Consider the following 18,623-nt stretch of genomic DNA (forward strand, 5'->3'; position numbering starts at 1 on the left):
AGAAAAACACTAAATTTGCGCTCCCGTTTTTTAGGAATATAACGAATATAAGAATATACAATCATGAAAAGAACGTTTCAGCCGTCTCAACGTAAAAGAAGAAACAAACACGGTTTCCGTGAGCGCATGGCAACTGCTAACGGCAGAAGGATATTAGCAGCCAGAAGAGCAAAAGGCAGAAAGAGATTATCAGTGTCTGACGAGCGTCGTCATAAGGCATAATACAGGTTGCTTGCTCCTATAACTGGGGTTGGTGCCGTTATTTATTAATCTCCGGTTAACCATATAAGCAATATGTATACTTTTAAAAAGGAAGAGCGGCTATGCAATAAAAGGCTTTTAGATGAGCTTTTTCGTAGCGGCTCTTCCTTTTTGTGTTATCCATTCCGTGTATCATGGTTGCAGGCATCAGTACAGCAGCCGGCTACTGTGCAGGTTGTTTTTGCAGTATCTAAGAAGCGCTATCGCCGTGCGGTTGATCGGAATTTGATTAAGAGGCGCATGCGTGAGGTGTACCGGCTACACAAACAACTGTTACTCTACCAACCGTTGCAAGAGCAAGGCACGCAAATCCTTTTATCCCTTAACTACATTGGTAAAGAGATAAACGATTTTACTTTTATGGATAAAAAGATGGTTAAACTATTGTCGCAACTGTGCGAGCAGGCTTATGCAAACCATCCTAAAGCTGTTTAATAACGTTATAAGCCGGTTATTTATCCTGCTCATAAGAGGTTATCAAATTGTGCTTTCGCCAATATTGGGCGCATCTTGCCGCTACACGCCTACCTGTTCGCATTATGGTTTGCAGGCTATAAAAAAACATGGTCCCTTTAAAGGTGGTTGGCTTACAATAAAGCGTATAATCCGTTGTAATCCTTGGGGAGGCCATGGGCATGATCCGGTACCTTAACTAAAACCAATGAGTTTAATTCTTCAAATAGAAACAGCCACTACAGCGTGTTCGGTAGCGTTAGTGGATAATGGAAATGTTTTAGCGTTAAAAGAACTCAACCAGCGAAACGTACACGCCGAAGTAATTACAATATTTATTGAAGACGTCTTCAAAACGGCCCAAAAAACTTACCAGGATATTGATGCCGTTGCAGTAAGCAGTGGGCCCGGTTCATACACGGGTTTACGGATAGGTGTATCAACAGCCAAAGGTATGTGCTATGCTTTGGATAAACCATTGATTGCTGTTGAAACTTTACAAGCTATGGCTGATGGTATGGCTAAGCAGGTAACGGATAAAAGCCTGTTATTATGCCCTATGATTGACGCCCGACGAATGGAGGTTTATACGGCCTTATTTGATGTTAACGGAAACCGTTTGCAAAATACCACTGCAGAAATTATTGATGAAAATAGTTTTGCTACTGTGCTGGCGAGTCAAAAAGTACTATTTTTTGGAGATGGTGCAGCTAAGTGCCAGTCCGTTTTAGAAGCACACGGCAACGCTTTATTTCATACCAACTTTATAAATTCTGCCGCTCATTTGGCATTCCGTGCAGGTGCAGCCTTTGAAGCTAGGCTGTTTGAGGACGTTGCTTACTTTGAGCCTTTTTATTTGAAGGAGTTTATTGCCGGCAAAAAGGCAGGTGCTTAAGCTTATTTATTAAACCACCGGTTCCAGGCCTGGCCAAGCGGTCCTTGTTCTGCTCCGTTGTAATGGTATCCTTCGCCCTTCCAGCGTTCTATAAGTTTACCAAACTTAAAGGAGAAGCCAAAGTAGATATTTCCACCCGAATGTGACATCGGTTTGAGTATAGCATCCTCGTTTTTTCCGCTTGCACTATTAAGGTTCATTGTTTTGCCGAGTTGCTCGCTGCCAACAAAAATCTCAAAGTTCGGTGATTTATACATGAATTGAAGGCCTAGATCAAAGCGCTTTTCTTCATTGGAAATACCGCTTAAAGAGGCACCAAATCCACCGAAATCTATTTGATTCACCAATGCGAGGGCAGTGCCAGATCCGTAAAGTTGCTTAGAAACTATAGCCGTAGGTAAATAGGTAGTTTTACCAAACATGAATTTCTTAGCCATCGAAAATTCGGCCCTACCCACAATAGGTTTAACAAAAGGTTTTTGTTCTGGTAATCGTTCTACTAATTTAGTTAAAGCATTGCTCACATTTTTTTCGCGTTGCGGTGTAGATAGACCCTCGATACGTGCAGGTGGTACACCATTGCCAAAGGTATAAGTTGTTGCGTCGCCTCCCCATCTTATAAAGCCAAGGTCTTTAATATTACCCTGCATAATGATGCCGGCTAAGCCTGTATACGTAGCACCTAAACCAATAGCTGCGCCTGGATTATTTATATTAGGAAGCAAATCCCGTTTTCGAAAGGTGCCAAGCTCATAAGTGCTTTGAAATGTACCGGCTAATGCGAGGACGGCAGCATCTTGTTGCCGGAAAAAGTCTATGTTCGATTGCGTAATGTTGATTTTGTTGTAAGCTATTCCTGATAAAGCACTTAACTTAACGCCAACTGCAAATGTTTGCGTTACCTTTTCACGGTAGGTGATACTAAACTGATGATAGGCTTCATAGAAGGCCTTGCTGTTAAATATATTTGCATAGCTTATAACAGGAGAGGGGTTGTTTCCAATAAAGGGGCCGGCTCCGTTAAAAAGGGCCATCGTTTCATCGGTAACCATACCGCGTCCATAACCCTTAACTTGCCATGACACGCCAACTTCCTGTTTGCCGCTTAAACTGGTAAACATTTTAAGCATTCCAATATACCCGTTAACATTAGCCATTACATTGTTATTCTGGTTTTGGCCTACAGTAATCGCTTCACTATTATATCGGCCCAAAAAAAGTCTCGATTTTAAGGTGTATTGACCGTTACCTTGTAAAAACGCATTTACACTTATGTTGGGTAACAAACTAAAAGCAAACTGCCGGCTCGAGTCGGGTATAAAAGCAGCCTGCGATGGGTTTTCAAAAGAGTCGTACAACGTGCCGGTATTATAGTGGGCAAAACGTTGAGCGTAACTTTTAGTACTTATGCCAATTAATAGTAAACCAATTAAAAACTTATTCATTCAGACGTTAAAGCAAGTATTAGTAGCATAGACGCAGAATATTGCCTTTTATTACAGCGCCAGCCACAAATTGTAAAAATAATGTTACCTGGATAAAGAAACGCTGTCGGGCGTGTTTAGTTTGAAACAAAGGTTGGTGTAATATTGATTTTCAGAAGCAGAAAGTTGATAGGATGCGGCGTAATAATCTTTTAGTCCGGGCTGCTGCTGGTAAGCTTTTGCATATGGCGATTTAAGCGTGCGCTTAAAAACGTAGCCGGCATTCTTAAAGTGCACGAAGTAACTTACATTACAACGTTGCGCCAACAAGTTGTTAAAAGCCACATAGTCGGCACTGTTGTTTAAAAATTCATTGTTCAGATAATTCTGTTTAAAGTTGGCTAAATCATGCGACGAGTTAGCCAGTACCAGATAATTATCTAAAATTATAAAATAGGGCCGGCGAAACGGTGTTAGGGCATCGCCTAATAAAAATAAGAAAACCTGGTTATAATTAAGCTGCCCGCTTTCCTCATCTGGTGTGAGTGTACTAATGTTGTTAAGGTATGGCCTAAGTGCTGTACCGTTTTTCACTTTAATAATGGCTAGCTTTTCTTGAAAACGGGTGGTAATTACGGCAAACTCATTATCGAGTAAATTGTCAAATTCCTTGTTGAATTGCACGCCGGTTTCGTTCTTTATCTTTTTAAAAAGCGATGATTTGTCTGCTTCTAAACCTGCCTTGTGTTGCCAGCTATTCAACAACTTTTTAAATAACTTTACATCCGGTGTTGCATAGCTACAGCCATAGGCAGTTGTGGAGGGAAACAAATTCTTCAGGTCCATTGCAACCGGGGCCATCTTTCTGAAAATGTCAACATAACTAATGTGCTGAGCGCTTTTAAACGTTGTAAACCCATTAAACATTAAGGCGTCGCTCTTATAATTTAGGCTTAAAGTAGCGGTAGCGGGGAGCATAGGCAAACCCTTCCAAAGATCTACATTTTCTCCTTTGTATAATTGGTTAAGTAAAGGTCCAACTTGCTTGTAATTGACGTAAAGGGTGCCTAAAGAAGTTGCATTTTGCTGATCAGGTAATAAAACAAATTGGCTTGTTTGCTCATTAGCAGCATACTTCAAGCTTTCCTCTACTAGGTCTTTCGAAAAACTACCCAGCCAAATACCACTACCTTTGTTAGCCAGATAAAAGTCTGAATCAAGCGAATCGGTTTTTAGTGCATAGCCTGCTTTTTTACCAAATTTAACAGCTTTTAATTTAACGTTGGGCTGGTGCACTGCCTGTGCTATAACATTATTGCCTAGCTCTGTTGTGGTAGATATGGTTATTAAAAATGCCAGGCTGTCATCACGTTGTGGGTGTATGGAGACGAAGATATTTTGATCAGAAAAGAAAGGCTTTAACAAATTGTTGCCCAATACAGATTGACGTAGCGCGTGTAACTGCGCCATTTTGTTTTTGCCTGTTACAGCACTAAATAGGCTGCTTTTTTGGTAAATGTCATAAAAGCTGTCATCATTGTTAAACTCAAAAATTAAGGCTGCTGACGGCGGTATGGTATTGATTACTTGAGTGGCTCGTTGACCCGGCGGGTTCAGGTGTTTAAAATATGCAACTGTTACCACCGCGGTTGCTATCAATAAAAGTATGGTGATGATAATCAGTTTCTTCATAATGCTTTACAATAGGCAAATGTAGATTTTTACCTTGTGCCAATAAAGGAATACTTGCAATTGGTTAATTTAGCATGAATTTACATCTGAATGAATAAAAGAATAATTGTTACTGCAGCGTTATTAGGCGCACTGGCTGTTATTACGGGCGCTTTTGGCGCCCATGGATTGAAGGCCCGGCTCGAACCACAGCAACTGCAAGTATGGGGTACTGCCGTTCAGTATCATTTTTACCATGTTTTTGCGTTATTGTTTCTGGCAGCATTTAACCGCAGCAATAATAATTTTACCTATGCCAGTTACTGGCTGTTTACGTTGGGTATATTATTTTTTTCCGGTTCATTATACTTGCTGGCCTGTAATAGTATACTGCAATGGAGCTGGCTCCACGTGTTGGGGCCAATCACACCAGTAGGCGGACTGTTGTTTATAGCCGGCTGGATTACACTGGCATTAGGCGCCGGGAAAGAAAAATAAATCATGTTAGAATTTGCTGAAACACACCACACCGACCGTGTTACTCTTTTTGCAGAGGTAATACTGCCGCTGGCTATTTCTAAAAATTACACGTACCGTGTGCCATTTGAACTTAATGATGCCGTTGCCATAGGTAAACGGGTGGTAGTACAGTTTGGTAAAAGCAAATTATACACTGCGATAATTAAAGAGATTACAAACGAAGCGCCTGGTAGGTATGAGGCCAAATATCTAATGGATGTGTTAGATAAAGAGCCTGTTGTTACGCCACAGCAGTTGGAATTTTGGAAGTGGCTGGCCGATTATTATTTATGCAACATAGGCGAAGTGATGGCTGCGGCGCTACCATCGGCCCTAAAGCTGGCCAGTGAAACCCGCATTATGCTCAACCCCGACGAACATGTTGACCGTTCTCAATTGCATGATAAGGAATTTTTAATTGTAGATGCACTTGACCTGCAACCTGTGCTCACGGTAAGTGATATTGTAAAGCTGCTGGGCCAAAAAACGGTAATGCCGGTGCTCAAATCCATGTTTGATAAGAACATCATCCACATATCGGAAGAGGTGAGTGAGCGTTATAAACCCCGTAAGCGTACTTACATCCGATTAAATCCGATTTACGATGATCCGGACCAGTTGAAGGCCTTGTTTGTACAACTCGAACGCCGGGCACCTAAACAGGCAGATGCCGTTTTAGCTTACATCAAATTGTCGCGCGAGAAAAAGCTGGTATCTAAAAACGACCTTACTGATGCAAGTGATGCAAGTTCATCTATCATTAAAGCATTAACAGATAAGCAGATATTGATAGCAGAAGATAAAAATGTAAGCCGGCTTTATTATGAAGATTATGAATCATTTGCAACCTTCAACTTAAATGAGGCACAGCAAGGGGCGTTAGAAGATATACAACAGCAATTTCATGAAAAGGAAGTGATATTACTGCATGGTGTGACATCATCCGGGAAAACGCAAATATATATCAGGCTGGTAGAAGAAGCTATACGGGCCGGCAAACAGGTTTTATATCTATTACCAGAGATTGCCTTAACCACGCACGTTATTGAGCGTTTACGTAAATATTTCGGTAATGATATAGGTGTTTACCATTCCCGTTTTAATGACAATGAACGCGTAGAGGTGTGGCAAAAGGTACTAAAGCATGAATACAAAGTGGTACTTGGCGCACGTTCATCGGTATTTTTGCCGTTTGATAATTTGGGCCTTATTATCATTGATGAAGAGCACGAAACTTCTTACAAGCAGTTTGAGCCAGCTCCGCGGTACAATGCTCGCGATGCCGCCATTTATCTGGCGGGCCGTTATCAAGCTAAAGTATTGTTGGGGTCGGCTACACCATCATTCGAATCTTACTTTAATGCCCGTACTAAAAAGTATGGTTTGGCCGAGTTAACGGAACGCTTTGGTGGCGTAAGCCTGCCGCAAATTGAGGTTGTGAGTATTACAGAGGAAACCAAGCGCAAAACCATGCAATCGCACTTTACGAGTGTGCTGATGAAGGATATGCAAAATGCTATAGCCAATAAAGAACAGGTTATTCTTTTCCAGAACAGGCGCGGGTACGCACCTGTATTGGTTTGCCGCGTTTGCGCCTTTACACCGCGTTGTATCAATTGTGATGTAAGTTTAACTTACCATAAAAGTAGTAGCCATTTGCATTGCCATTATTGTGGTTATAAAGAGGAATCACTCAATACCTGCCCGGCATGCGGTTCAACCCACTTGGAGTATAAGGGCTTTGGTACGGAAAAAATAGAAGACGAGCTGCAGGTTTTGCTACCCGATGCACGCATAGCCCGTATGGACCTGGACACCACCCGCACACGCAATGCTTACCAAAACATGCTTAACGACCTTGAGGAAAAACGCATAGACATACTGGTAGGTACGCAAATGGTGGCCAAGGGACTGGATTTTTCTGATGTAACCGTTATTGGTATCATCAATGCAGATAGTTTGCTAAAGTATCCTGATTATCGTGCCAACGAGCGTAGTTTTCAGATGTTGGCACAGGTGAGTGGAAGAGCCGGAAGACGGGGCAAGCAAGGTAAGGTAGTTATACAAACATACAATCCGCATCACCGGGTTGTTGACCAAGTAATACGGAATGATTATAAGGAACTTTATTTGACAGAGATAGAGGAACGTAAGAGCTTTAAGTATCCGCCGTTTTATCGCATCATACAAATGGACGTAAAACACAAAGATGCAGAACGATTATTTCATCAGGCCGAGTACCTGGCTAATGAACTTGGTAAGCACTTTGGCGACCGTGTGATAGGGCCAGAGTTTCCGTTGATAAGCCGGATACGTAACTTTTATATCAAATCTATCATGCTAAAATTCGAGAAGGACAGTGTTTCTATTGCTAAGGTTAAAACCGTAATTCGCGATGTGATTTTGCAGTTTCAGACCACCAAATTAAGTAAAGGGTGCTTGGTACAGCCCAATGTAGATCCTTACTAAGGCGGGCTATCTTTTGATATCGTACAAGTGGATAAAATTCGGACCACTGTTGTTAAATCCACATTGAAATTTAGCTTCTGATATAGTGTAAATAATTTTTACCTGAATGTTATTCAGTTTAAAAGCCTCAGGCAAATTATCCGGGCTGTAAGTTGTTCCGTTTGTTCTGATCAGCCATCCACAACCATCTAGGGCCGGGCTTCCACTATCAATAATGGTTGCAGTAGTTTCCAAGCGATCGTCTTCGACTTCTTCACAATCGTGTTTATTGCAAGCTATTGTTGATATGATCAACAAACAAGCCGCGAACCACGCTTTTGTACGTACAAATTTTGTCATTTAGTTATTGTTTAAATAAGTACGTGCAGCATTGCATAAATGCAACAACGTTTATTGTTATCAAATTGTGAAGTTTAGCTTCGATGCCAAACATCTTAGAACAATTTTTTACTGTGCTTACACCCAATAGCTTAAACGCCAATCACGCCCAAACTTTTTACAGCATCATCAAAAAGCGCCCGTTTTAACGTAGATTTGCAGAACAAATGGCTTACAAGTTTATTGATAATTACCGCGAGAAGGGTGCCCGTAAAAGGTTGGTTGAAGTTTTAAAAAAGAAGGGTATTGAAGATGAACAAGTGTTGGCCGCTATTGGTAAAGTACCCCGTCATTTCTTTTTTGATGAAACCTTTTGGAATCAGGCTTACAAAGATATTGCCTTTCCGATAGGGGCGGGGCAAACTATTTCACAGCCTTATACCGTAGCTTACCAGTCTGAGTTATTGCATATTCATAAAGGGCAAAAGGTGCTGGAAATAGGCACCGGTTGTGGTTATCAAACCTGCGTATTAATGGAATTAGGTGCGCAGGTTTATACCATTGAGCGGCAGGAGAAACTTTATGAGCGTACCATACAGGTGTTGCCATACATGGGTTACAAACCGCATTTCTTTTTAGGCGATGGCTCTAAGGGCATCGAAGCCCATGCTCCTTATGATAAAATTATTGTTACTGCAGGTGCACCCACGGTGCCCGAAATATTGTTGCGACAATTAAATGTGGGCGGCTTACTAGTTATTCCGGTTGGCGACGAGAATGAGCAAAAAATGGTAACTATTTTAAAAGTAGCTGAAAATGACTACGAAAAGGTAGTATTGGATACCTTTAGATTTGTACCACTAGTAGGCGACAAGGCATGGTAAGCATTTGAGGGTAATGATGTTATGCCAACCCGGTGTAGTACTGTATATATAATAACTCCTCATCACACCCTTCCTAAATCAAGGTTATCTTTTCATTACCCGGCTTAATTCAATCTTGGTGTCGCGCTCCTTCATGGTTTCGCGTTTGTCGAAAGTCTTCTTTCCCTGGGCCAGGCCAATTTTCAATTTGGCGAAGCCGCGCTCACTGATAAACAGGGCAAGTGGTACTATAGTAAATCCTTTCTCTTCAGACCGGGTACGAAGTTTTTTTAGCTCTTTTTTATTCAGCAGCAAAACCCTGTCGCGCTTGGCCTCGTGGTTATAAAATGAGCCGTGCGAATATTCGGATATGTGCAGGTTGCGAACGTACAATTGGTCACTGATGAATGTACAAAAGGCATCGTTAAGATTAGCCTTTCCATCACGGATAGATTTAATTTCGGTACCCAGCAATTTTATGCCGGCAGTATACTCGTCGAGTATATGATATTCAAAATACGCTTTTTTATTTTTTATATAGAGTTGTTCGTTCATGATGGCTGAGCATGCAAATATGCAAATTATTTTTTGGCTGGTTTTACCACCAGCACAGGCACATTTACCAGGTGCCTTACCGTATCAACAGTAGTGCCATAAATTAAATCTTTCATGGCCTTATGGCCGTGCGATCCCATTACCAAAAAGTCAACACCTTCGTCGCGTACAACCTTTGCTATGGCATTTGCCCTATTACCATAACCAATTCGCGTTACCGATTGGTAACCTAATTGCTCAAGCGCCGTTACGTATTGTTCCATATTGGCAAAATCGCTTTGGGTTTCATAGTCCATTACTTGTGTGCCGTGATAACGGGCGCCTGCAGTTTCAACAACATGTATAAGCGTATACATAGCCTTTTTGCCGCCTTGCGTTATGGCGTGCTTTATGGCTATTTGGTCATTGTTCGAAAAATCTATAGCAATGCCAATGCGGTTGTAGCTCACCTCATCCAACTCCTGGATAGCTACTGCGATGCCGTGCGGCACGGCAGCTGTGCTTTTTGTTGTTTTGCTAATTAATGGCTTGATGAATACATACAGCAGTAAGACGCCTACAGCTATAGCTATAGGAGTAATTACGTAATGCACAATATAGCGGGATTGGGGGTTGGCATCACTCCACTTATTAATTTCTTCAATAACCAAGCGTGCGTTTAAACCTACAATCAAAATTGCAAATATCCAGGCCAATATCTTTATCCACGGCTTTATCACAAACTTGCCCATGGTTTGCTTGTCTGAAGTAAAATGTATCAGTGGTATTACCGCAAAGCCGAGCTGTAAGCTCAAAACCACCTGACTTAGAACCAGCAAACGGCCTAGTCCGTTCTCGCCGGCGTACAGCAAGGTTAGGTATGCCGGTAGTATAGCCAGCAAACGGGTCAACAAACGGCGCAACCAAGGCGCTATGCGCAGATTGAGGTGGCCTTCCATTATAATTTGGCCTGCCAGCGTACCTGTTACAGTTGAGCTTTGACCAGCCGCAATTAAGGCAATGGCAAACAGTTTAGGTGCCATTGGGCCAAAGATATTACTTAACAATTTGTGCGCATCCTGAATTTCGGCAACCTGGTGGTAGCCGTTGCGAAAAAATGCACTGGCTGCTAAAATCAATATGGCTGCGTTTACAAAAAAGGCAAGATTTAAAGCTATAGTTGTATCCCAAAAGTTAAACTTTAAGGCACTGCGTATACCAGCATCACTCCGGTCTATTTTTCTGGTTTGCACCAGGGACGAATGTAGATACAAGTTGTGTGGCATTACTGTTGCGCCGATAATACCAATTGCAATGTATAACGCATCGTGATTTAGGGGGGATGGAATAAAGCCCTTGGCAAGTTCCGGCAAATCGGGCTTTACAATAATCATCTCTATAAGAAACGAAAACCCAACAATAAAAATCAGCGAAACAATGAAACCTTCAAGCCGTCGCATACCTTTGTTGAGCAGGAAAAGTAGCAGTATCGTATCCAGCATGGTGATGGATACACCCCAAATAAGCGGCAGGCCAAATAACAATTGCAAGCCAATGGCCATGCCAATAATTTCGGCCAGATCACATGCTATAATAGCAATCTGAGCCAAAACGTATAAACAGAAATTTATAAATCGTGGATAGGTGTTTTTTGAGGCCTGGGCTATATCCAAACCTCTTACAATGCCTAACCGCGCGCTTAACGATTGTAGCAACAGCGCAATTAGGTTCGACATCAAAAGCACCCATACCAATTTATAACCAAACTGGCTGCCCGCCTGTAAATCGGTTGCCCAATTGCCCGGGTCCATATAACCTACACTAATCAGGTAAGCGGGGCCAATGAAAGCCAGTATTTTACGCCAGCCGGTTTTATTTTGGGTTTCAACCGAACTGTGTACGCTGCTGAGCGATTCACTGTTAGTACTCATATAATTATTAATAAATTTTTAGCCACTTCATGGCTTATATTAAATTCCTTGTTGTTTGTATGTAATTGCACCGAAAGGTCATAATCTGTAACTTCCTTTACAGTTATAGTTTGGCCAAGTGTAAGCTGTGTCTTTTCCAGATACTGCAAAAAAGCAGGGGAGTGGTTGGCTACACCTGCAATGGTGCCGCTTTGATCTTTACAAAGCACTAGCATTGGCTGCATTTGCTGCTGGATTATCCGGCCGTCTACATCTGGTATTGGGTCGCCATGCGGATCAAATTGCGGACATCCCATAAACTCATCCAGCCTGTCAATTAATTTTGTCGAAGTAATATGCTCCAGTTCCTCAGCCATTTCGTGTACTTCATCCCATTTAAAGTTTAATTTTTCTACTAAAAAATATTCCCACAGGCGGTGCTTGCGCACAACAGCTAATGCAACCTGCTCACCACTTTCGGTTAAACTAACGCCTTGGTAGCGCGTGTAGTTAATAAGCTTTTTATCTGCCAGCTTTTTAAGCATATCTGTAACAGAGGCAGCTTTGGTGCCAAGCACCGCCGCAATATCATTTGTTGTAGCGCTTTGTGTGCGTACAAGTAAATGATAAATGCTTTTTATATAGTTTTCTTCTGTAAATGAGTGCATTTATACAAATCTAATATTAAATTTAGGCTTGTCTAAATTTTAAAACTTATAAAATTAACTTTTGTTTATCAAACTGAATAAAAAATTTTATTTTGTGCTGTACTGATATATCTTTGCAAACATGGGTGCTGAATTAGATAAGATAGACTTACAAATACTTAAAATACTTCAAGAGAACGGACGTATCACCAACCTGCAACTATCCAATGAAATTGGGTTATCGCCGGCACCTACCTTAGAACGTGTACGTAAGCTGGAGAATGCGGAATACATTAAAAGCTACCATGCCTTAGTAGATGAAGAGAAACTGGGATTAGGCATAAAAACGTTTATACAGGTCTCTCTGGACTTTCATAAAAGCAACACAATAGATGTTTTTTTAAAAGAAATTCAGAAAATAAAAGAGGTAACGGAATGTCACCACGTGACCGGGCAATGCGATTTTTTGCTGAAAGTATATGTACGCGATATAAAACTTTACGAGCAATTAATTATGGATAAGATAAGCCGGATACCCGTGGTAAAAACATTTCAAACTATGATGATTATGTCGACCAGTAAGAAAGAGCCTACTGTGCCTTTAGAATATTAGTAATTTAAGTTTACAAGTAAAACTGAAACGGCTGCATGTATAACACTTGCAGCCGTTCTTGTTCAAATCAAAAACTTATTTTACAATGCCTGGTTTTATTTTTTAGTCAATTTGCCAGTCGATAGGTGTTTTTCCGTCAGAAGTCAGTATACCATTTGTTTTTGAAAAATGATGACAGCCAAAAAAGCCGTTATCGGCAGAGTAGGGCGATGGGTGAGCAGCTTTAAGCACATGATGCCTTTCGGTATCAATAAGCTCAGTTTTTGCTTGTGCAAATTTGCCCCATAGCAAAAATACAATACCTTCTTTCTGTTCCGAGATGGTACGAATTACCGTATCAGTAAAAATCTCCCAGCCTTTCTTTTGATGTGAACCTGGTTTGCCCGCCTGTACAGTAAGTGTGGCGTTCAAGAGCAATATACCCTGGTTGGCCCATTTGGTAAGATCACCATGATTAGGAATTGTGAAGCCCGGGATATCCGTAGCTAACTCTTTGTAAATGTTTTTGAGGGATGGCGGCACTGTTATGCCTTTTTGTACGGCGAATGAAAGACCAAAGGCCTGATTGGCCCCATGATATGGATCCTGGCCTAAAATAACTGCTTTTAATTTGTTAAAAGGCGTATGGTTGAAGGCATTAAAAATATCGCTTCCTTTAGGATATACTTTATGGCCGGCATCTTTCTCCTGTTTCAAAAATTCTTTGAGCTTAATCATATAGTCTTTCTCAAACTCATTATGAAGTACTTTTAACCAAGATGGTTCCAATTCTATTGCCATATAAATATTTGTGCGGTTAATTGCTTAAACGTATAAATAAACGGATATTTGCACTTTAATACAACAAAGTACAAACGATGTCTAATATTGTTCGGTTAATAATAGCCTGTGTGGTAATGGGTGCAGGCGTTACCCTGTGTGCCTTTGGTTTTTGGGGCTGGGGCATTTTGGTGTTCCTGATTGGTGGTTTGGTATTACTTACTTTCTTTTTTAACGAAAATATGCTGGTTGCTCAATACTACCTGCGTAAAGAGAATTCTGAAGAAGCTGAGAAGTGGTTAATGAAGATTACCGATTACGAAAAACAATTATTTAAAGGACAACATGGTTACTATAACCTTTTAGTAGGTTTAATAGAATCTCGCAAGGCGCCTTTAAAATCAGAGAAATACTTTAAGAAAGCTATATCATTAGGCATGACCATGTCGCACAATATAGCGCTGGCCAAATTAAGTTTGGCTGGCATATCAATGGCTAAACGTAACAAACGTGAGGCGCAGCAATACCTACAGGAAGCTGCTAAAGAAGATAAAAATAAATTGCTGGCAGAGCAAATCAAAATGATGAAGGGCCAGATGGCTCAAATGGATAAGCAGCAAGTACAGCGTGGCGGTTACCGCAACTTTTAATTAGTTTAGAAGAATTAAAAAAGGCTTGAATAATAAACATTCAGGCCTTTTTTATTTTTCATCGATACTGCCAAAATAGTTGGGCTCAGCGTTGCGGTAGCTCGGTTGTATATTACGGTCGGGCATTACAAAGCTATCATCAGATGGGTTCGAAAATTCAACCAGCTTCAGCAAAGAACGTACAAAGGATACATTAAACTTTTTACGGTCTAGCTTAATTAAAAATTCTTGTTCTGTTATTTCAAGTGTAGAGTTCATATAATTCTCATTTTTATAAAAGTAAATGAGCATTATGAACACGAAGTTATTCTAATTTTAAGTTTCGGTTAAGGTTTTTAATAAAAACGCCATTGCCCTGAGTTTTATGACTCCAAACAATGGCGTAATATATATTAATCGATATTCTTAATTATTCAAACCAAGCCATTACGCTTTCTTTAGTTGGTATGCTTAAATCAAGCTTTAACTTTTTGCGCATGCCGCCTAAATCGTTGAAGACCTTGTTAGGATTGGCTGCCTTTAAGTCCTCAACAGTGTTAAAGCCCATCTTATTGATAACCGGTACCCACTCGGCCGGAACGCCTATGTTTACAAAATCATCTATAGTAACTACTTTAGCTTTTTTCTCAGGGCGCATTTGCGGAAAGAACAAAACTTCCTGAATAGTGCTTTGATTAGTCATTAGCATCACCAGGCGGTCTATACCTATACCCAAACCCGACGTTGGTGGCATACCATACTCCAGCGAGCGAAGGAAGTCTTCGTCCATCGCCATAGCCTCCTCATCACCACGGCCAGCTAACAGTAGCTGCTCTTCGAAGCGCTCGCGCTGATCTATAGGGTCATTCAATTCACTGTAAGCATTAGCAATTTCTTTACCGTTTACAAATAGCTCAAAACGCTCTACCAAGCCATCTTGGGTACGGTGTTTTTTTGCCAACGGCGTCATTTCAATCGGGTAGTCGGTTATATAGGTAGGCTGTATCAGGTTTGCCTCTACTTTGGCACCAAAAATCTCATCAATCAATTTGCCTTTACCCATCGTAGCATCTACGTCAATAGCCAAATCGCGACAGGTTTGACGCAATTGTGGCTCATCCATTTGAGATACATCTATATCCGTATACTTCAAAATTGATTCATACATAGACAGTTTCTCGTAAGGACCAGCAAAGTTTATATCATTACTGCCTACTTTTACAATTGGTGTTCCATGTACTGCAACGGCCACTTTTTCCAGGCACTCTTCTACCATCGCCATCATCCATATATAATCTTTGTAGGCTACGTAAATTTCCATAGCGGTATATTCCGGGTTGTGGGTACGGTCCATACCCTCGTTACGGAACATTTTGCCAAACTCGTACACACCATCAAAGCCAGCTACTATTAGTCTTTTCAAATACAATTCATTAGCTATGCGCAAGTAAAGGGGCATATCCAACGTGTTGTGATGCGTGTTGAACGGGCGAGCTGCTGCGCCGCCGTGTATGGCTTGTAAAATAGGAGTTTCTACTTCCATCCAACCTTGCTCGTTGAAGTAATTACGCATGGTGCTTACCACTTTTGAGCGGTTGATGAAGATCTGTTTGTACTCGGGGTTAACCGTCAAATCCACATAACGCTGGCGGTAGCGTAGCTCAGGGTCTGTAAAGCCATCGTAGATGTTACCGTCATCATCACGTTTTACAACCGGAAGCGGTTTTAATGATTTGGCTAATACGTTTAATTCCTGCACGTGTACAGAAATCTCGCCGGTTTGAGTTAAAAAAACATAACCTTTAATGCCAATGTAATCGCCAATATCCAACAGTTTTTTAAATACGGTATTGTAAAGCGTTTTATCCTCACCAGGGCATATGTCATCGCGCTTAATGTAAACCTGTAAGCGGCCGGTCGAATCCTGTATTTCAGCAAAAGAAGCGCTGCCCATAATGCGGCGCGTCATGATACGGCCTGCAATGGTTACTTCTTTATATTTATCAGGGTTAGTGTTGAAGTTGGTAATAATGTCATTTGCCCACGCGTTCACAGGGTAGGCCTCGGCAGGATAAGGGTTTATACCCAGCGCCCTAAGCTCCTGTAAAGACTTGCGACGTAATATTTCTTGCTCAGATAAAGCTGCAATACTCATAATAATAAACGGTATTTTTAAAGCTGCAAAGATAGGGATTTTTACTTAGTGGTTTACAGCGAATAGGTATACATGGCAGGTGCGGATAGGCAGGAAAAAAGAAAGGCTAATCATTTGTAAAATGATTAGCCTTTCAGAAGGTTAGCGCAACGCTGTTATTGGTTATAATAGGCGTTGGTTTGTATTTGAGCCGTAAGCTTTTTAGCATCGGTGGCCGCAGCCAAACCTTGTAACCATACTGTATAAACGGCATTTGATTTTAAATTTGCGTTGGGTATAGATGCTAATACCGTATTTGTGCCTGTTTGGCGGATCTCAAGCGTGTACGTGCCATTTCCTTGAACAGGTACAAACGTCGAGAAGCCTTTGTAAGCTTTATTGTTTACTAACACTGCACCATCTTTAATGGCCAGATCAACAGCTGGGGCAGTTGGGCTTACGTTCACCAAACGAATAGCAGCCTGACCTGCAGCCGGCTTTTCAATAGCGTCTTGTAACAAAACAAAATCTGGTGTCGCAGTTAAATTGGTTAAGTATAACGTGTACGCCCTGTCAACATTCAGGGTCATCGTATCCGACTTAATTTTAGTCTGCGTGCCAGCTACGTAAAAAGAGGCAGTTCTTTTACCGGTGTAAGCGTTAATGTAGTCGAGCCCGTTGCCATAGCTAATAGGGTAATTATTGCCACGGTTCTGATCCAGATAAAAATCAAGCGGCTGAGAATCGGGTGAGGCATTAATTACCGAAATTAAGGCGGACTTAGGTGCTACGTAACCGTCATTATCATTGTCTTTTAAACAGGAAGTAAGTGTTGTTGACACTAAAAACAAAAGGCCTAAAATCTTCACACTCCCTTTAACCATTTGTGTAATGTTTTTCATTGCTGTACGTATTAATTAAACTTTATAAAACCTTTACGCAAGGTTTTATAAAAACGCTACTGGCGGTTAAAAATTTTAATCATCATTACTTTAAAGACAGTAAATTTGACTGAAGATACAGGTTTGGTTAAGCTTCTGACTGGTCGGCTGCCTGTTGCAAATTAGTGCCAAATCGATTTTGCTGAATGCGGTCGTATTCCTTCACATAATCCGGGTGTTCTGTACCCATCAACCTATCCCAAACACGAAAATATAAGCCGTAATTTCCTTTAAACTTGCTGTGATGTAAATTGTGGTGAACCGAGGTGTTAAGCACCTCGAACAAAAATGAATTACGCAATTGTTTAGGGGCAATCTCATAGCCAAGGTGGCCGTAAACGTTGATCATAAAACCAATTACCGTAAAAAGCATTACTGTGAGCGGATGAACGGGTATCAGGAAGATGATTATGAACAGAACAGCACCTTCTGTCCAAGCCTCAATAAAGTGGAACGAATAGGACGACCATGGCGACGGATTAGTTGATTGATGGTGAACTAAATGTGCTAACTTAAAAAGCTTTTTATGGTGTAATAAACGGTGCATCCAGTAAAAATAGGTGTCATGAATAACCAAACTAATGACAAGACTGGCGGTTATCCACCAAGAAGGATAAGCATTTAAATCGGTGTAAATAAGCGTGTGGTTTTTTAGTGGGGTGTAAAGGGCCAGATATCCGATAACAACCAGCACAGCTGTGGTTTGCATAGAGTGCAGTATCTCCCGCTTAAAATCTTTTATATCTGCCTCCCGTTTTTGAATCTTGTTATTGGCAAACCAGTTGGTTAAAAATTTATAGAACACAATAAACGGCAAACCCGCAATTACAAAGTAGTGGACAGCCGATATGCTGAATATTTTAATGAATATTTCTAAAATAGGGTGCATAACAATAATTCCTTCGAACTCAAAATTACACAGCGGTTAATAACCAGCAATTAACAAAAGATAATTATCGCTTATGGGTTTGTGCAATTCGCTTGCGGATGCGGCTTAGTGATACTGGTGTTACGCCAAGTAGGGTAGCCAGATATTTATTATGTACCCGGTTAAAAATATTAGGCTTTTCTTTCATCAATTGCAAATATCTCTCCTCGGGCGTATACAGTACAAATGACTCCATTCTTTCCAACGCTTCGGCCAGCATACGCAATAAAAATAAATTGCGATGAGATGAAAGCTTAGGGTTATTATCTAGAATCGCCTGTATGCGCTCATAATCAAATTCCAGTAACGACGTGTCTTCAAGCGCCTCATAAATGAAACGGGAAGGCTGATTTAGAATTATATTATCATGGGAGGCCACAAATTGGTTTTCCCAGCGCAGCATTAGCGTAATATCATCACCATTCTCCTTAATGCAATAAGCGCGTATTAAACCACTACTTATTAAGCCGAGCTTTTTAGAGACAGCGCCTTGCTCAATGTATACATTACCAGCTTTTAAATTACGAGAATGAGCCATTTTAAACAGCTCATTCAGGTCGGATAAACTCAGACCTTTAAAAATGCCGAGATAGAACTTTATGTCTTCGGGTGTGAGCATGTGTTAATTAGCAACCATTACCTGTTAATGTATTGG

At 41.0% G+C, this 18,623-nt stretch carries 21 protein-coding genes; 9 read left to right on the plus strand and 12 right to left on the minus strand.

Annotation, left to right across the window (positions count from 1 at the left end; all coding sequences use genetic code 11):
- The first annotated feature begins 63 nt into the window (after nucleotides 1-63).
- The 4 genes from rpmH to tsaB all read left to right on the plus strand — a co-directional run bounded on the left by rpmH (nucleotide 64) and on the right by tsaB (nucleotide 1,609).
- Nucleotides 64-222 carry a 50S ribosomal protein L34 gene (gene rpmH / locus ABDD95_RS08330; protein WP_158827814.1) on the plus strand — a complete coding sequence of 53 codons (159 nt, stop codon included), beginning with the start codon at nucleotides 64-66 and terminating at the stop codon, nucleotides 220-222.
- Nucleotides 223-294: 72 nt separating this feature from the next.
- A complete protein-coding gene (gene rnpA, locus ABDD95_RS08335) occupies nucleotides 295-696 on the plus strand; it encodes a ribonuclease P protein component (RefSeq protein ID WP_345951424.1) in 402 nt (133 codons plus the stop codon).
- The gene (yidD, locus tag ABDD95_RS08340) at nucleotides 671-913 is read left to right on the plus strand and encodes a membrane protein insertion efficiency factor YidD (protein ID WP_345951425.1); all 243 of its coding nucleotides are present in this window, start codon (nucleotides 671-673) and stop codon (nucleotides 911-913) included. The genes rnpA and yidD overlap by 26 nt, the downstream gene beginning before the upstream one ends.
- A gap of 9 nt (nucleotides 914-922) precedes the next feature.
- Nucleotides 923-1,609 carry a tRNA (adenosine(37)-N6)-threonylcarbamoyltransferase complex dimerization subunit type 1 TsaB gene (gene tsaB, locus ABDD95_RS08345; protein WP_345951426.1) on the plus strand — a complete coding sequence of 229 codons (687 nt, stop codon included), beginning with the start codon at nucleotides 923-925 and terminating at the stop codon, nucleotides 1,607-1,609.
- Nucleotides 1,610-1,611: 2 nt separating this feature from the next.
- Here the strand turns inward: tsaB and ABDD95_RS08350 are convergent, their stop codons facing one another.
- Nucleotides 1,612-3,054, minus strand: a complete 1,443-nt coding sequence (locus ABDD95_RS08350) for a DUF5723 family protein (protein ID WP_345951427.1) — start codon at nucleotides 3,052-3,054, stop codon at nucleotides 1,612-1,614.
- A gap of 84 nt (nucleotides 3,055-3,138) precedes the next feature.
- Nucleotides 3,139-4,725 carry a hypothetical protein gene (locus ABDD95_RS08355; RefSeq protein WP_345951428.1) on the minus strand — a complete coding sequence of 529 codons (1,587 nt, stop codon included), beginning with the start codon at nucleotides 4,723-4,725 and terminating at the stop codon, nucleotides 3,139-3,141.
- Between the two features lie 90 nt (nucleotides 4,726-4,815).
- Between ABDD95_RS08355 and ABDD95_RS08360 the strand changes: the two genes are divergently transcribed.
- Nucleotides 4,816-5,202, plus strand: coding sequence for a DUF423 domain-containing protein (locus ABDD95_RS08360; RefSeq protein ID WP_345951429.1), 387 nt, complete (start codon nucleotides 4,816-4,818; stop codon nucleotides 5,200-5,202).
- Between the two features lie 3 nt (nucleotides 5,203-5,205).
- Nucleotides 5,206-7,692, plus strand: coding sequence for a primosomal protein N' (gene priA / locus ABDD95_RS08365; protein WP_345951430.1), 2,487 nt, complete (start codon nucleotides 5,206-5,208; stop codon nucleotides 7,690-7,692).
- A 6-nt stretch (nucleotides 7,693-7,698) separates the two neighbouring features.
- Here the strand turns inward: priA and ABDD95_RS08370 are convergent, their stop codons facing one another.
- The gene (locus ABDD95_RS08370) at nucleotides 7,699-8,031 is read right to left on the minus strand and encodes a hypothetical protein (protein WP_345951431.1); all 333 of its coding nucleotides are present in this window, start codon (nucleotides 8,029-8,031) and stop codon (nucleotides 7,699-7,701) included.
- Nucleotides 8,032-8,237: 206 nt separating this feature from the next.
- On the opposite strand from ABDD95_RS08370, the gene ABDD95_RS08375 reads away from it, so the two are divergent.
- Nucleotides 8,238-8,894 carry a protein-L-isoaspartate(D-aspartate) O-methyltransferase gene (locus ABDD95_RS08375; protein ID WP_345951432.1) on the plus strand — a complete coding sequence of 219 codons (657 nt, stop codon included), beginning with the start codon at nucleotides 8,238-8,240 and terminating at the stop codon, nucleotides 8,892-8,894.
- An 84-nt stretch (nucleotides 8,895-8,978) separates the two neighbouring features.
- Here the strand turns inward: ABDD95_RS08375 and smpB are convergent, their stop codons facing one another.
- The 3 genes from smpB to ABDD95_RS08390 are packed head-to-tail and all read right to left on the minus strand — an operon-like array spanning nucleotide 8,979 to nucleotide 11,985.
- Nucleotides 8,979-9,428, minus strand: a complete 450-nt coding sequence (gene smpB, locus ABDD95_RS08380; protein ID WP_345951433.1) for an SsrA-binding protein SmpB — start codon at nucleotides 9,426-9,428, stop codon at nucleotides 8,979-8,981.
- Nucleotides 9,429-9,454: 26 nt separating this feature from the next.
- Entirely contained in the window at nucleotides 9,455-11,338 is a 1,884-nt protein-coding gene (locus ABDD95_RS08385; protein WP_345951434.1) for an Nramp family divalent metal transporter, read from the minus strand.
- Nucleotides 11,335-11,985 carry a metal-dependent transcriptional regulator gene (locus ABDD95_RS08390; RefSeq protein ID WP_345951435.1) on the minus strand — a complete coding sequence of 217 codons (651 nt, stop codon included), beginning with the start codon at nucleotides 11,983-11,985 and terminating at the stop codon, nucleotides 11,335-11,337. The genes ABDD95_RS08385 and ABDD95_RS08390 overlap by 4 nt, the downstream gene beginning before the upstream one ends.
- A 121-nt stretch (nucleotides 11,986-12,106) precedes the next feature.
- Between ABDD95_RS08390 and ABDD95_RS08395 the strand changes: the two genes are divergently transcribed.
- Nucleotides 12,107-12,577, plus strand: coding sequence for an Lrp/AsnC family transcriptional regulator (locus tag ABDD95_RS08395; RefSeq protein WP_345951436.1), 471 nt, complete (start codon nucleotides 12,107-12,109; stop codon nucleotides 12,575-12,577).
- A 102-nt stretch (nucleotides 12,578-12,679) separates the two neighbouring features.
- Here ABDD95_RS08395 and ung read toward each other — a convergent pair whose 3' ends face one another.
- Nucleotides 12,680-13,357: a uracil-DNA glycosylase gene (gene ung / locus ABDD95_RS08400; protein ID WP_345951437.1), complete on the minus strand. Its 678-nt coding sequence runs from the start codon at nucleotides 13,355-13,357 to the stop codon at nucleotides 12,680-12,682.
- Between the two features lie 77 nt (nucleotides 13,358-13,434).
- Here ung and ABDD95_RS08405 point away from each other — a divergent pair, with 77 nt between their 5' ends.
- Nucleotides 13,435-13,986 (plus strand): DUF2892 domain-containing protein, encoded by a 552-nt coding sequence (locus tag ABDD95_RS08405; protein WP_345951438.1) that lies wholly within the window; start codon nucleotides 13,435-13,437, stop codon nucleotides 13,984-13,986.
- A 51-nt stretch (nucleotides 13,987-14,037) separates the two neighbouring features.
- Here ABDD95_RS08405 and ABDD95_RS08410 read toward each other — a convergent pair whose 3' ends face one another.
- The 5 genes from ABDD95_RS08410 to ABDD95_RS08430 form a co-directional block, all read right to left on the minus strand.
- Nucleotides 14,038-14,244 carry a hypothetical protein gene (locus ABDD95_RS08410; RefSeq protein ID WP_345951439.1) on the minus strand — a complete coding sequence of 69 codons (207 nt, stop codon included), beginning with the start codon at nucleotides 14,242-14,244 and terminating at the stop codon, nucleotides 14,038-14,040.
- A 151-nt stretch (nucleotides 14,245-14,395) separates the two neighbouring features.
- The gene (gene lysS / locus ABDD95_RS08415; RefSeq protein ID WP_345951440.1) at nucleotides 14,396-16,120 is read right to left on the minus strand and encodes a lysine--tRNA ligase; all 1,725 of its coding nucleotides are present in this window, start codon (nucleotides 16,118-16,120) and stop codon (nucleotides 14,396-14,398) included.
- Nucleotides 16,121-16,275: 155 nt separating this feature from the next.
- The gene (locus ABDD95_RS08420) at nucleotides 16,276-17,001 is read right to left on the minus strand and encodes a DUF4397 domain-containing protein (protein WP_345951441.1); all 726 of its coding nucleotides are present in this window, start codon (nucleotides 16,999-17,001) and stop codon (nucleotides 16,276-16,278) included.
- 127 nt (nucleotides 17,002-17,128) lie between these two features.
- Nucleotides 17,129-17,929: a sterol desaturase family protein gene (locus ABDD95_RS08425; RefSeq protein WP_345951442.1), complete on the minus strand. Its 801-nt coding sequence runs from the start codon at nucleotides 17,927-17,929 to the stop codon at nucleotides 17,129-17,131.
- Nucleotides 17,930-17,993: 64 nt separating this feature from the next.
- Nucleotides 17,994-18,587 (minus strand): Crp/Fnr family transcriptional regulator, encoded by a 594-nt coding sequence (locus ABDD95_RS08430; RefSeq protein WP_345951443.1) that lies wholly within the window; start codon nucleotides 18,585-18,587, stop codon nucleotides 17,994-17,996.
- Nucleotides 18,588-18,623 lie beyond the last annotated feature (36 nt).

Source organism: Mucilaginibacter sp. PAMB04274 (assembly GCF_039634385.2).
Classification (GTDB): Bacteria; Bacteroidota; Bacteroidia; order Sphingobacteriales; family Sphingobacteriaceae; genus Mucilaginibacter.